At 34.5% G+C, this 12,327-nt stretch carries 15 protein-coding genes; 8 read left to right on the top strand and 7 right to left on the bottom strand.

The features are described 5' to 3' along the window. Positions 1-65: 65 nt before the first annotated feature. The 3 genes from ACIQ6Z_RS02250 (at position 66) to ACIQ6Z_RS02260 (ending at position 3,317) form a co-directional block, all read left to right on the top strand. Positions 66-821 (top strand): shikimate dehydrogenase family protein, encoded by a 756-nt coding sequence (locus ACIQ6Z_RS02250; RefSeq protein ID WP_396209312.1) that lies wholly within the window; start codon positions 66-68, stop codon positions 819-821. A 155-nt stretch (positions 822-976) separates the two neighbouring features. Further along, on the top strand, positions 977-2,884 hold the full coding sequence (locus ACIQ6Z_RS02255) for a DUF349 domain-containing protein (protein WP_396209313.1): 1,908 nt from the start codon (positions 977-979) through the stop codon (positions 2,882-2,884). 40 nt (positions 2,885-2,924) lie between these two features. After that, on the top strand, positions 2,925-3,317 hold the full coding sequence (locus ACIQ6Z_RS02260) for a hypothetical protein (RefSeq protein WP_396209315.1): 393 nt from the start codon (positions 2,925-2,927) through the stop codon (positions 3,315-3,317). A 59-nt stretch (positions 3,318-3,376) separates the two neighbouring features. On the opposite strand, the gene ACIQ6Z_RS02265 is transcribed toward ACIQ6Z_RS02260, so the two are convergent. The 5 genes from ACIQ6Z_RS02265 to ruvX form a co-directional block, all read right to left on the bottom strand. After that, positions 3,377-3,664, bottom strand: a complete 288-nt coding sequence (locus ACIQ6Z_RS02265) for an antibiotic biosynthesis monooxygenase family protein (protein WP_396209316.1) — start codon at positions 3,662-3,664, stop codon at positions 3,377-3,379. A gap of 97 nt (positions 3,665-3,761) precedes the next feature. Further along, a complete protein-coding gene (gene mazG, locus ACIQ6Z_RS02270; RefSeq protein WP_396209317.1) occupies positions 3,762-4,535 on the bottom strand; it encodes a nucleoside triphosphate pyrophosphohydrolase in 774 nt (257 codons plus the stop codon). A 126-nt stretch (positions 4,536-4,661) separates the two neighbouring features. Then, the gene (locus ACIQ6Z_RS02275) at positions 4,662-5,120 is read right to left on the bottom strand and encodes a DUF5606 domain-containing protein (RefSeq protein WP_396209318.1); all 459 of its coding nucleotides are present in this window, start codon (positions 5,118-5,120) and stop codon (positions 4,662-4,664) included. A gap of 101 nt (positions 5,121-5,221) precedes the next feature. Beyond that, positions 5,222-5,809 (bottom strand): peptide deformylase, encoded by a 588-nt coding sequence (def, locus tag ACIQ6Z_RS02280; RefSeq protein ID WP_396209319.1) that lies wholly within the window; start codon positions 5,807-5,809, stop codon positions 5,222-5,224. Between the two features lie 66 nt (positions 5,810-5,875). Continuing rightward, positions 5,876-6,289: a Holliday junction resolvase RuvX gene (gene ruvX / locus ACIQ6Z_RS02285; RefSeq protein WP_396209320.1), complete on the bottom strand. Its 414-nt coding sequence runs from the start codon at positions 6,287-6,289 to the stop codon at positions 5,876-5,878. A 117-nt stretch (positions 6,290-6,406) separates the two neighbouring features. Between ruvX and ACIQ6Z_RS02290 the strand changes: the two genes are divergently transcribed. From ACIQ6Z_RS02290 to ACIQ6Z_RS02310, 5 genes are read left to right on the top strand one after another with little or no spacing between them, the layout of a single operon-like run. Next, the gene (locus ACIQ6Z_RS02290; protein WP_396196905.1) at positions 6,407-7,222 is read left to right on the top strand and encodes a 2,3,4,5-tetrahydropyridine-2,6-dicarboxylate N-succinyltransferase; all 816 of its coding nucleotides are present in this window, start codon (positions 6,407-6,409) and stop codon (positions 7,220-7,222) included. An 11-nt stretch (positions 7,223-7,233) separates the two neighbouring features. Next, a complete protein-coding gene (locus ACIQ6Z_RS02295; protein WP_396209321.1) occupies positions 7,234-8,304 on the top strand; it encodes a glycosyltransferase family 9 protein in 1,071 nt (356 codons plus the stop codon). Positions 8,305-8,333: 29 nt separating this feature from the next. Then, positions 8,334-8,924 carry a LicD family protein gene (locus ACIQ6Z_RS02300; protein WP_396209322.1) on the top strand — a complete coding sequence of 197 codons (591 nt, stop codon included), beginning with the start codon at positions 8,334-8,336 and terminating at the stop codon, positions 8,922-8,924. Between the two features lie 45 nt (positions 8,925-8,969). Then, positions 8,970-9,650, top strand: coding sequence for an NTP transferase domain-containing protein (locus ACIQ6Z_RS02305; protein WP_396209323.1), 681 nt, complete (start codon positions 8,970-8,972; stop codon positions 9,648-9,650). A gap of 2 nt (positions 9,651-9,652) precedes the next feature. Further along, the gene (locus ACIQ6Z_RS02310) at positions 9,653-10,690 is read left to right on the top strand and encodes a CDP-glycerol glycerophosphotransferase family protein (RefSeq protein ID WP_396209324.1); all 1,038 of its coding nucleotides are present in this window, start codon (positions 9,653-9,655) and stop codon (positions 10,688-10,690) included. Here the strand turns inward: ACIQ6Z_RS02310 and ACIQ6Z_RS02315 are convergent. After that, positions 10,685-11,497 (bottom strand): glycosyltransferase family 2 protein, encoded by an 813-nt coding sequence (locus ACIQ6Z_RS02315; RefSeq protein WP_396209325.1) that lies wholly within the window; start codon positions 11,495-11,497, stop codon positions 10,685-10,687. The two genes, ACIQ6Z_RS02310 and ACIQ6Z_RS02315, sit on opposite strands and share 6 nt — an antisense overlap. A 25-nt stretch (positions 11,498-11,522) precedes the next feature. Next, a partial coding sequence (locus ACIQ6Z_RS02320) for a hypothetical protein (protein WP_396209326.1) occupies positions 11,523-12,327 on the bottom strand: 805 nt, incomplete at its 5' end.

The following is a 12,327-nucleotide window of genomic DNA, read 5'->3' on the forward strand; positions in this document are numbered from 1 at the left end:
CATTTTCCTAACATGAGCAAATGGGTTAGTTTGTAATTTTGTTGGGCCCTATAAAATTGTAAATCATGAAAAAGAAACCCAAAAAACAACTAAAATTTGGCCTTGTCGGTCAAAATATTAGTTACTCTTTTTCTGAAAAATATTTCACCGAAAAATTTGAAATGGGGCATTATGACAATTGTGACTACGCTAATTACGACATAAAAAACATCCAAAAATTATCTCAAATTATTCAAGAAACAAAAGGTTTAGTAGGCCTTAACATTACTATTCCATTCAAAGAAACCATCATTCCTTACCTGGATAAACTGTCTAAAACGGCAAAAAAAATTGGTGCTGTAAATTGTGTTACGGTTTCCAAAAAGAAAAAATTAAAAGGGCACAATACTGATTATTACGGCTTTAAAAAAACGATAACACCCTTATTAAAAGAGCATCATAAAAAAGCGTTAATCCTAGGTACAGGTGGTGCTAGCAAAGCAGTTGCCTATGCGTTGCGAAAACTTAAAATAGAATACGACTTTGTGTCTCGAACTCCAGATGAATTTCAATTGTGCTATGCCGAATTGAATACAGATATCTTTGACGAATATCATATCATCATCAACACCACCCCAGTTGGCACACATCCCAATATTATAGCATGTCCCGATGTAAACTACTCCTTATTTACAAAAAAACACATTGCTTATGATTTGGTTTACAATCCCGAAGAATCAACATTTTTACGCAAAGCAAAAGAAAACGGAGCCAAAACAAAAAACGGATACGAGATGTTGGTTTTTCAGGCTGAAAAAGCTTGGAAAATTTGGAATGATTAATTGCGAAACAACTTTCTAAGTATACCTATAAAGAGGAAGACGCTTCTAAAAGCTCGGTTTCATTTAAATAAGAGATAAATACGCATTTTTTTTTGAATTTTTCATAGTGCTTTACTATCTTCACGGCTTAAATAGTAACCTTAAACATTTATACAATGTCAGAAGCACAACATGATAACCTGCAAACTGCAGACGGACAAGACCCAATTGAACAACAAATGGAGCCACAAACGGAATCACAAGAGGAAGTAGTAGCAATCAATCAATCGGTATTAGAAGAAATTGACAATTCCAATGCGGAAGAAAATGAAGATGATTCTGTAAAAGAAAAGCACGAAATTCCTATGTTGGATTATGATGCTTTAAGTATGGAAGAATTAACCGACGAACTTGAGCGTTTAGTTACACAAGAAAAAGTAATGGCCATTAAAGATCATGCGGAAGGAATTAGAAAGGCATTTACAGATAAATACCATCATTATATTGACGAAAAAAGAGAGGAATTCAATGCGCAAAACAATGAAGAAGGAGCCGAATTTGAATACCATTTCCCGTTAAAAAATAAATTTGACAGCATTTTTAACACATATAAAACCCAAAAATCGAAGCATTTTAAACAACTTCAAAATAATTTAGAACTCAATTTTACTGTTCGTGAAGCCTTGATTGAAGAATTGAAACAATTGATTGATTCTAGTGATTCTTCTATTGGAGACATGTTCAAAAAAGCAAATGATATTCGTGAGCGCTGGAAAAATGCAGGAGCGATTCCAAGAGACAAATACAACATCTTATGGAACAATTACCATTTTCATATGGAGCGTTTTTATGATGTGATTCATTTAGACAAAGAAGCACGTGATTTGGATTTAAAAAACAACCTGGATCAAAAACAACAAATCATTACCAAAGCCACTGCTTTATTGCAAGAAGAGGATATCATGAAAGCTTTTCGTGAATTACAATTGTTGCACCGTGTTTGGAAAGAAGAAATCGGACCTGTTGATCGTGAACATAGAGAAGCCATATGGAATGAGTTTAGTGAAATCACTAAACAAATGCACGATAAACGAGAAGGTTTATATGCCTTAGCGCGTGGAAAAGAAACCGAAAATTTAGCGTTGAAAAATGAAATTATTTTACAAATTGAAGCGTTAGGTACTGAAAAAGTAGAGTCGCACAGTGGTTGGCAAACTCAAATAAAAAAATTAGAAGCGTTGCGTGATGCTTTTTTCAAGACAGGAAAAGTTCCTGCAGATGTAACCGAAGAAACTTGGGCCAAATTTAAAAATGCAGTAAGAGCTTTTAATGTGCACAAAAATGTTTTTTACAAAGACATCAAACACGAGCAAAATGATAATTTGGCTAAAAAAATAGCTTTAGTAGAAAAAGCGAAATCATTGCAAGAAAGTAACGATTTTAATGCTACTACACCCCTCATGAAAAAAATTCAAGACGATTGGAAAAAAATTGGGCATGTGCCTCGTAAATATTCCGATAGTATTTGGAAAGATTTCAAAGAAGCTTGTAATGCCTATTTTGACCGAATGCACGAAGCACGAAATTCTGAAAGTAGTGAAGAAGTAGAAGCTTTTGAAAAGAAAAAAGCTTTTTTAGAAGAATTAAAAGACTTTACATTGTCTGGAGAACACAAAACCGATTTAGATGCCATCAAAGCACACATTGCAACGTGGAAAACATTAGGCAAAGTACCGTTTAACCGCAGACACATTGAAGGAAAATTCAATAAAATTTTAGATGCATTGTTTGAAAAACTAAGCCTGTCTAAAAAGGATACCGAAATGATGCGTTTTAGCAATCGATTAGAGCAATTGAATGAAAACGACGACAAACGTGCGTTAGAACAAGAGCAATTCTTTATCAGAAAGAAAATCGATGAAGTACAAGGTGAAATTTTCCAATTAGAAAATAATATTCAGTTTATTAGTAGCAGTTCGAAAGGTGAAAATCCATTCATCAAAGAAGTACAAAAAAGTATCGAACGCCACAAAGACGAATTGAAATTGTGGAAAGAAAAACTGCAACAAATAAAGAATATGTAATTTACATTATTTTGAAAATAACACTCAAAAAATAGAAAGCATGAAAAAATTATATTTAATATTTTTAGTTGCAATGACCTTTGTGAGTTGTAATAATGATGACAATTCAAACAACGAACAGGCCTATAACAGCATTATTGGAAGGTGGCATATTGTAGGCTTTGAACAAAACACTATGTGGGATTTTAAAAATAATTTGAAATATACTATCTATTCCAATAACGGGGTATTTGGACCAACTGAATCTTCAGCAATTCCAAATCCAAATCCTTGGTATATTGAAAATGAAGCAATTATTATTGATCTGCATTTTGGAAATACTCTCAATCGCACACTCAACTTTTCCCGCAATGGAAATGTTGTAAAGTTTATGGATGCGAATGGAGACGTATCACATATTTTATATAGAGAAGGCTATAATTACACCAATTAAATGTAAAAAAATATTTGCTACTACTTCTAAAATCCCAAGTTAAAACTTGGGATTCTATTTTAAAACTCGTACTCTCGTTCGACTTTTGCGATTCTTACTTTATAACTTTTATACCATGCTGTTCTGCCTTTTTGTTGCGCTTCAAGATGCGCCATATTGGCTTTCCAGTTTTGAATGGCATCCAAACTTTCCCAATAGGAAACCGTGATTCCTATTTCATTTCTGGCACTTTCCACTCCCATAAAACCAGTTTGTGCTTTGGCTAATTCGAGCATTTTGATTGCCGTTTCGGCATAACCCGCTTCGCTTTCAGTTCGGGTAGATGTAAAAATTACTGCGTAATACATGAAAATTACGAATTTAAAATTATAAATTACGAATTGATTTCTATGAAATCACTCGAACTAACTACTATTACTGAACACTGAGATTGACCACTGAACACTAAATCTTCTTCGCTTCTTCCCAAAAAACATCCATTTCTGACAAAGTCATATCCATTAATGGTTTACCTAATTCAGTTGCTTTACTTTCTAAATACTGAAAACGTTTGATGAATTTTTTATTCGTTCGCTCAAGAGCGTCTTCCGGATTTACCTTTAAAAATCGTGCGTAATTTATCATGGAGAACAACACATCGCCAAATTCAGCTTCTATTTTTTCTTGATTACCCGATGCTACCTCCACTTGGAGTTCTTGTAATTCTTCTTGCACTTTATCCCATACTTGATGCGGCTCTTCCCAATCAAATCCAACGCCTTTTACTTTATCTTGTATACGACTGGCTTTCACTAACGCGGGTAGACTTTTTGGCACACCTTCTAAAACTGATTTTTTTCCTTCTTTCAATTTGAGTTTTTCCCAATTTTGCTTTACCTCCTCTTCGTCAGCCACCACCACATCACCATAAATATGAGGATGACGATCTACCAACTTATCACAAATTGAATTGGCCACATCACCAATATCAAACGCATTGGTTTCGCTTCCAATTTTTGCATAAAATACAATATGCAACAATACATCACCTAATTCTTTTTTAATTTCTTGTAGATCATTATCTAAAATTGCATCGCCCAACTCATAGGTTTCTTCGATGGTTAAATGGCGAAGACTTTCAAGCGTTTGCTTTTTATCCCACGGACATTTTTCGCGCAAATCATCCATAATGTCTAGAAGACGATTGAAAGCTAGGAGTTGTTCTTGGCGTGTGTTCATTAGTGATATTAATTTAACGTTGAGACAAGCCATTGGCTTGTCTATACAATATAGATAGAAATTATATTGTAAAAATAAAAAATCCCACGTGGAAAACGCAGGATTTAAATTATAATTTTCAACTACTTATTCTGCAGCTGGAGTTTGCTTCGCCAGTTCGCTATCGCTCGTGTCTTCTTCTTTTTCTTCTTTAGACAATGCTTCTAAAGTAACAAAACCCTTTGGTTGTAATAAATTATACCAGTTTAGAATTTTTTTAATGTCTGAAGTATATACTCTGTCTTCATCAAATTCTGGCAATACTTCTCTGAAATAGGCTTTTAATTTTGCATCATCTTCTTTATGAGAAAGTGCCGGTCCATCATTTTCTTTTGTTGCTATTGCTTTTAATACTTCGGCCAAACGAACTTCTTCAGAATACGTATACACTGCAATCTCTGACAACAAACTAACGTTGGCTCTCATCCCTACTGTGATTTTCTTACCGTCTAATAATGATTCCGCAACAAATCCTGTACGGGTTTGAATTTTTAATTCATATAATCCTGGTTTTCCAGAAACGGCTAATATTTTTTGAATGCTCATACTTGTTTAATTATGGTTGGCAAATATATTATTTTAAAGTAAAAAGTGAAACGTAAAAGGTAAAAAATTTCGTTAAAATAGCTAGTTGTTTTTTTTACTATTTAACGACCTTTTTTGTTGACATATTTCATTTTATAATCGGGTCGGGCTTTACCTTCCATAATGTTTTGTAATTTTTTCCCAATTAATTTCTTTTTTAGCATCGATAAGTGATCGGTAAACAAGATTCCTTCAATGTGATCATACTCATGTTGGATCACGCGCGCGATCAATCCGTTATATACTTCTGTTTTAAGATTAAAATCTTCATCACAGTATTCAATTGTAATGGTATCATGACGAAAAACATCTTCACGAACATCGGGTATGCTCAAACAACCCTCATTAAATCCCCAAACATCCCCTTCTTCTTTGATGATTTTTGCATTAATGAACGTTTTTTTAAAGTCTTTCATTTGAGCTGCTTCTTCTTTTGAAACATCATCACTGTCACTAAAAGGCTCTGTGTCTACAATAAACAAACGAATAGGCAAACCTACTTGCGGCGCAGCCAAACCTACACCGTGTGCATGATACATAGTGTCATACATATTTGCTATTGTTTCTTTTAAATTGGGATATTCTGTAGAAATGTCTTCACAAACTTTTCGTAAAACAGGTTCTCCGTACCCGTATATTGGTAAAATCATAATTTAATGTTTTGTTTCGAGTTTCAAGTTTTAACTTCCATCACCCAGCAATAAAATGCAAAAGTACTATTTTTTATAATGTAAATAATCCTGAAGCATAATTGTTGCCGCAATTTCGTCGACTAAGGCTTTATTTTGACGTTGTTTTTTAGTTAACCCACTATCAATCATCGTTTGAAAAGCCATTTTAGAAGTAAATCGCTCATCGACACGTTCCACAGGTATCGTTGGAAACGTAGTATGAAAAAGCGCCACAAAAGCATTAATAATTTCAGCACTTTGCGAAGGCGTTCCATCCATTTGTTTGGGTTCGCCTACAAGTACTAAGGTAACTTTCTCCTTAGTAAAATAGTCTTTTAAAAAAGAAATTACAGTATCGGAAGGAGTTGTTGTGAGTCCGAAAGCAATCATCTGCATTTCATCGGTGACTGCAATTCCCGTTCGCTTGATTCCGTAATCGATGGCTAAAATTCGTGGCATTTCTTTTTTTTACAAAAATAAGGGTTTTATACAAATAAATTTGCTTTCAAACTTTAATCCATTCCTTTTTTGCATTCCTATAAATAATTTATCTTTGTGCCACAAATTAATAGTATCATGACCAATTTACAAGCATCAATAGAACAAGCATGGGAAAACCGTGCTTTGCTACAAGAAGAAACTACGCAAAAAGCCATCAGAGACGTTATTGCATTATTAGATAGCGGAACACTTCGCGTGGCCGAACCTACTTCAAACGGTTGGCAAGTTAACGAATGGGTTAAAAAAGCGGTGGTCATGTACTTTCCCATTCAAAAAATGGAAACCTGGGAAGCCGGAATATTTGAATACCATGATAAAATGGAATTGAAACGCGACTATGCTGCAAAAGGTATTCGTGTAGTTCCAAATGCTGTGGCACGATATGGCGCTTATATTTCAAGTGGCGTTATTTTAATGCCGAGTTATGTAAACATAGGAGCTTATGTAGATGAAGGCACTATGGTCGATACCTGGGCAACTGTGGGAAGTTGTGCACAAATTGGAAAACATGTCCATTTGAGTGGAGGTGTTGGTATTGGCGGTGTTTTAGAACCTTTACAAGCGGCACCCGTTATCATTGAAGATGGTGCTTTCATTGGTTCTAGATGTATTGTTGTGGAAGGAGTTCATGTTGGTAAAGAAGCTGTTTTAGGCGCCAATGTATGTTTAACAGGCTCCACTAAAATAATTGATGTAACCGGAGACACACCGGTTGAATACAAAGGAGTGGTTCCGGCACGTTCGGTAGTTATACCCGGGAGTTACACGAAAAAATTTCCTGCGGGAGACTATCAAGTGCCTTGTGCCATTATTATCGGACAACGAAAAGCCTCTACCGATTTAAAGACCTCACTCAACGATGCGTTGCGCGACTATAATGTAGCGGTATAATTTAAGGACACATGAAAATACTAGTAGTCCAACAAAAAATGATTGGGGATGTGTTAATCAGTTCTATGATTTGTGAAAATCTTAAGAAAGTTTATCCCCATGCCCAAGTGGATTATTTAGTCAATACATTTACCACACCAGTTCTCGAAAACAATCCGTATATCGATAACCTCATACTATTTGAAGATCAATTTAGATCCAATTACCTGGCTTTTTTAAAGTTTTTACTTCAAATTAGAAAGAAAAAATACGATATAGTTATTGATCCCTATGCCAAATTGGAAAGCAGTTTAATTACATTATTTTCGGGTGCATCCAAAAGAATAGGCTATCAAAACAAAGGGTTAGGAATTGCGTATAATCATAAAGTTCCCCACCACAACCAACCCAAGTCTTACTTTGGATTGGCTATCGAACGGAGGATCAACCTCTTTGAACACTTATTGCAAAATCTTACCTTAGATCCGTTTCCAAAATTGCATGTATTGGACAGTGAAAAGACAGAAATGATTCCTTTGTTTCAACACTATGGAATAGATGCAACTACCGAAAAAATAGTAATGATTAGTATTTTGGGAAGTGAGACCCGTAAAACCTATCCCGAAGATTATATGGTCCAATTGATCGATTTTATTGCCGATCATTTTGAAGTAAAAATACTTTTCAATTACACGCCAAAACAACAAAAAGAAGCGCTTTCTATATTTAACAAGTGTCAAGAAAAAACCAAACAACGTATTGTATTGGATTTGATTGGTGCCGATTTGCGTGCTTTTATCAAAATCATGAACCATTGCACACTCATTATTGGAAATGATGGCGGCGCTGTAAATATTGCAAAAGCCTTAAAAAAACCTTCCTTTACAATTTTTTCCCCTTGGATCAAAAAGGAAAGTTGGAGTATTTTTGACGATGGCGTTTTAAACAAAGCGGTACACTTGAACGATTACCAGCCTGAACTTTTTTTATCTAAAAAAAGCAAAGAACTTCAAGCCAATTATAAATCGTTGTACCATGCGTTTACGCCTGAATTATTTCTGAAGGAATTGGAATTGTTTTTGAAAACCAATTTAAATCATTAATTTTATTTTCTTTATAAAAAATTGAATGCATGGCCTATAACATCACTCTAGAAGGTAAAAATCAAATAGCAGCTGAAAATTTATTGAAAGAGATTGCTACAATCTTAGAAAATTTAAATATTACCTACTGTTTAGAAGGCGGAACATTACTAGGTATTTATAGAGAAAACAGACTGTTGCCTTGGGACAGCGATCTTGATCTATCCATACTTGAAGATGAATTGCACAAAATAGACCCCTTAACCAAAATATTAAAAGAAAAAAAATATAGAATCCGCTACCGGTATTGTGATACTACAGATGCCCACTTTACAAAAGGAAAACTACGCATCATTAAAATTAGAAAACAACATTTCTTTGGATTGCTAAAGAGTCCGGTTTGTTTAGAAATTTTCATCAAGTATAAAATTAACGATCAAGTTTTTTGGAAAGTTAGCGATAAAACAATGGGAGCGCCTTTTCAATTCTACCAGACAATAAATAAAATACTTTTTCAAGGTCATGAATATTCAATACCAGGAGAAACGGAAGCCTATCTAACACATAAATATGGTGATTGGAAAACCCCGGTTAAAGAATGGAATGCGATGACTAATGAAGGTTCAATAATCTCCAATTAATAGCATAAAATATTATTTCATTACTTTTGCAAAAAAAATCAATATATGAAAATAGTAATTCTAGCAGCTGGTATAGGCTCAAGATTAGGAAATCCTTTTCCAAAACCCTTAACCCCTTTAAAAAATGGGAAGAGCATCATGGAAACTCAAATTGACAACATTTCATCCAAATATGATATTGATGATGTAAACGTTGTGATCGGTTTTAAAAAGGACTTAATCATGGAACGCTTTCCAGAGCTGACTTACATCTACAATCCATTTTTTGACCAAACCAACACCTCAAAAAGTTTGGTTAGGGCCTTAAAAAAGTACCGAAATACCAACGTATTATGGTTCAATGGAGATGTGGTTTTTGACGGTAAATTACTTGATATTTTGAATCCCTATATTGAAGCCAACACTTCATTTGTAGCCGTTAACACCAGTAAAGTAGCAGAGGAAGAAGTGAAATACACTTTAAAAGATGGCTATATCTACGAATTGTCTAAAACGGTGAAAAATGGTTTAGGCGAAGCTGTAGGAATCAATTTCATATCGTCAAATGACATCAATGCCTTTATTCACCGTCTAGAAGAATGTGATGTAAATGATTATTTTGAAAGAGGCCTTGAATTGGCCATAGAAAAAGATCAAATTAAAATCCAAGCTGTTGATATTTCACAATACAACTGTATGGAAATTGACTTTGTAGAAGATTTAGAAAACGTAAACAAACTTTTGTAATCATGAAATGTGTATTGTTTTGCCAAAATAATTATGCCTTTGGGATTTTAGAACCCATTCGAGCCTATTTAGCCGCAAACGAACACGATTACATTTGGTATGTCAATCCAAAAATTATTTCAGATTTTCCCTACGCCAACGAACCGCACACGAGCGCTATTAGTGACTTAGTCTTATATGTAAGTGATGCGATATTTGTTCCTGGCAATGAAGTTCCTCATTATTTAAGAGGCGTAAAGGTGCAGGTTTTTCACGGTTTTGCTGGAGAGAAAAAAGGCCATTTTAGAATCCGACACTACTTTGATCTATACTTAACCCAAGGACCCTATTTTACCCAAAAATTCATCGCATTAAAAAATAAATTCAAAAATTTTGAAGTCATCGAAACCGGATGGCCAAAGTTGGATTGTTATGCTACTGAAAAATCAAAATTTGAACGTGAAAAACTAGAATTATTAGCCAAACACAATGCCACTAAAGTGTTGTTGTATGCGCCAACATTTTCACCCAAATTAACATCAGCACCTCATTTAGTAGACCAAATTAAGGCACTAGCCGCTCAACACCCTGAGTACCTCATCTTGCTAAAATTTCATCCGTTGATGGCAGAAAATTGGTTGGAAGTTTATCGTAAAATAGCGTTAGAAACTCCAAATATTATTTTCGAAACCGAAAAAAACATTATTAAGTTTCTGTTGATGGCCGATGTGATGATTAGTGATACGTCTTCTGTAATTTATGAATTTCTGCTTTTAGACAAACCGGTCATTACATTTAAAAATATCTCAAAAAACATTGTTTGGGAAAATAGCTTTGACTACCAAGCTTTAGAAAATTTAGTCGCTAAAAATAGTACAGAAGATACGTTTGCGGCTACGAGAAAAGAAATTTACGATAACTACCACCCTTTCAACGATGGCAAATCGGCAGAACGCATGGTAAAAGCAGTGGAAGATTACATTCTTAAAAACGGCGTTCCCGAAAAACGAAAATTATCCCTATTCAGAAGATACAAAATCAACAAAATGTTTTCGTTATAATTTTTCGATTCCGTTTGCAATTCTAATGACTTTGTGCTTTTTGTTGTAGTCTCTAATTGCAGTATTCTTTTTTCGTTCGGCTTCGCTAAAGTAGGCTCTGGAATGCTCCAAATGCAAACATATTGCAGCATATCGAATTTGTTTGGCTACGATACCATAATGATTCAATCGTTCCCCAAGTTCGCGATCCAAACCGCCATATTTCATAGCTTCATTGAATCCGTTAACAGCCAACAAATCTTTTTTAAAGCAAGACGTATTATGTCCGTTAAACGTTTTCTTCGTGGGCGTAATCCAATTCATAAATTGGGCAAAAAAACTGTGCTGCACTAATTTTGAAAGTTTAAAACTGAAGGACATGCCTTTTTGAAGCAACCAAAACATCGAAAAACAATCTTGTTGCTTAATATTTTCAAAAGTAATTTCCTTGGAAATCTTCAGGGGCAATTTGAAATAACCACCGGATAAGAAATGCCCCTTTTTTTTATATTTTAAATGTTGTGCTACAAAATCTGTTCGAGGAATGCAATCGCCATCGGTAAAAAGCAAATATTCGGAATGCGCTTCCAATATGGCTTTGTTTAAAATTTTACACTTTTGAAAGCCATTATCTTCCTGCCATACATGAACGATGGGGTGCCTAAATTGAGACGCATACGAATTGACAAGTGCCTGAGTTTGAGCTGTAGATCCATCATCTGCAATGACCAATTCAAAATCGCTCTCGGATTGGTTGCAATAACCTTCGAGAACTTTTACAAGCCATTCTTCCGAATTGTATGTAGAAACGATAACCGATAATTTCATCTAGAAAATTAAAAAGTGAAAAATACTACTTTTTCCAGAACTTCAATTTCTTTTTCCATCTTTTTTTTCGATAGTACTGCTCTTGAAACTCTTGTGTTGCGCTCCACATGGCTCGGAACACTTTTTCGCTATTTTCTCCCGATAAATTAGCATATTCATCACTCATGATGCGAATTACGGCTTCACTTGAAGTTAATTTGGAGAAATTTTTCATGCACTCTTCAAAAGTCAATTTTTTATCAAAATTTGTCCGATTCAAATCCACTAAATAAAAAGCATATGTGCCATTCCCTACATCTTTGATTAAGGTATTACCTGCTGAATGGTCGATGAATTCGATATGAGATTGGTGGAGTCTATACGTAAAAGCAACAAATTGCCGAAGAATAGCTTCTTTTTGCACTTCGTCTTCTAATTTTAAGAGCTCGCGAAATCTAAAATCGGACTTTAAAAAAACACTGACATAATAACTGTCGTTTAGCCCTAATTGATCGAAATTTTCAAAATAAGCAATCGGACTGGGAGTTCCAATTCCCTTTTCCAGCAATAATTGCGCGTATTCAAACGATCGTTTTGCCTTACTTTTTCGAAAATAAGTATAAATGATTTTATTGAAAAAATGAGGCTTTTTAAAAGCTTTAATGCAAATCGTGCCGTCGTTTAGGTTAAAAACTTTGAGGCTGTTCCGACTACCTTTGTAAATATAAGTACCTAAATTGGAATACTGAGCGATACATCCTTCGATGAAATCTTTATTAGCGGCAAATTCAGGATTAAAAAAACTTTTCATAGTGCGAAAATAAAACAATGTTGGCGATTTACCTCCAAAT

The organism is Flavobacterium sp., from assembly GCF_044376915.1.
Taxonomy (GTDB): Bacteria; Bacteroidota; Bacteroidia; order Flavobacteriales; family Flavobacteriaceae; genus Flavobacterium.

What these genes read in the sequence shown, in the direction of transcription:
- ACIQ6Z_RS02250 (WP_396209312.1), top strand. Translation starts at nt 66, where the DNA reads ATGAAAAAGAAACCCAAAAAACAACTAAAATTTGGCCTTGTCGGTCAA.
- ACIQ6Z_RS02255 (WP_396209313.1), top strand. Translation starts at nt 977, where the DNA reads ATGTCAGAAGCACAACATGATAACCTGCAAACTGCAGACGGACAAGAC.
- ACIQ6Z_RS02260 (WP_396209315.1), top strand. Translation starts at nt 2,925, where the DNA reads ATGAAAAAATTATATTTAATATTTTTAGTTGCAATGACCTTTGTGAGT.
- ACIQ6Z_RS02265 (WP_396209316.1), bottom strand. Translation starts at nt 3,664, where the DNA reads ATGTATTACGCAGTAATTTTTACATCTACCCGAACTGAAAGCGAAGCG.
- mazG (WP_396209317.1), bottom strand. Translation starts at nt 4,535, where the DNA reads ATGAACACACGCCAAGAACAACTCCTAGCTTTCAATCGTCTTCTAGAC.
- ACIQ6Z_RS02275 (WP_396209318.1), bottom strand. Translation starts at nt 5,120, where the DNA reads ATGAGCATTCAAAAAATATTAGCCGTTTCTGGAAAACCAGGATTATAT.
- def (WP_396209319.1), bottom strand. Translation starts at nt 5,809, where the DNA reads ATGATTTTACCAATATACGGGTACGGAGAACCTGTTTTACGAAAAGTT.
- ruvX (WP_396209320.1), bottom strand. Translation starts at nt 6,289, where the DNA reads ATGCCACGAATTTTAGCCATCGATTACGGAATCAAGCGAACGGGAATT.
- ACIQ6Z_RS02290 (WP_396196905.1), top strand. Translation starts at nt 6,407, where the DNA reads ATGACCAATTTACAAGCATCAATAGAACAAGCATGGGAAAACCGTGCT.
- ACIQ6Z_RS02295 (WP_396209321.1), top strand. Translation starts at nt 7,234, where the DNA reads ATGAAAATACTAGTAGTCCAACAAAAAATGATTGGGGATGTGTTAATC.
- ACIQ6Z_RS02300 (WP_396209322.1), top strand. Translation starts at nt 8,334, where the DNA reads ATGGCCTATAACATCACTCTAGAAGGTAAAAATCAAATAGCAGCTGAA.
- ACIQ6Z_RS02305 (WP_396209323.1), top strand. Translation starts at nt 8,970, where the DNA reads ATGAAAATAGTAATTCTAGCAGCTGGTATAGGCTCAAGATTAGGAAAT.
- ACIQ6Z_RS02310 (WP_396209324.1), top strand. Translation starts at nt 9,653, where the DNA reads ATGAAATGTGTATTGTTTTGCCAAAATAATTATGCCTTTGGGATTTTA.
- ACIQ6Z_RS02315 (WP_396209325.1), bottom strand. Translation starts at nt 11,497, where the DNA reads ATGAAATTATCGGTTATCGTTTCTACATACAATTCGGAAGAATGGCTT.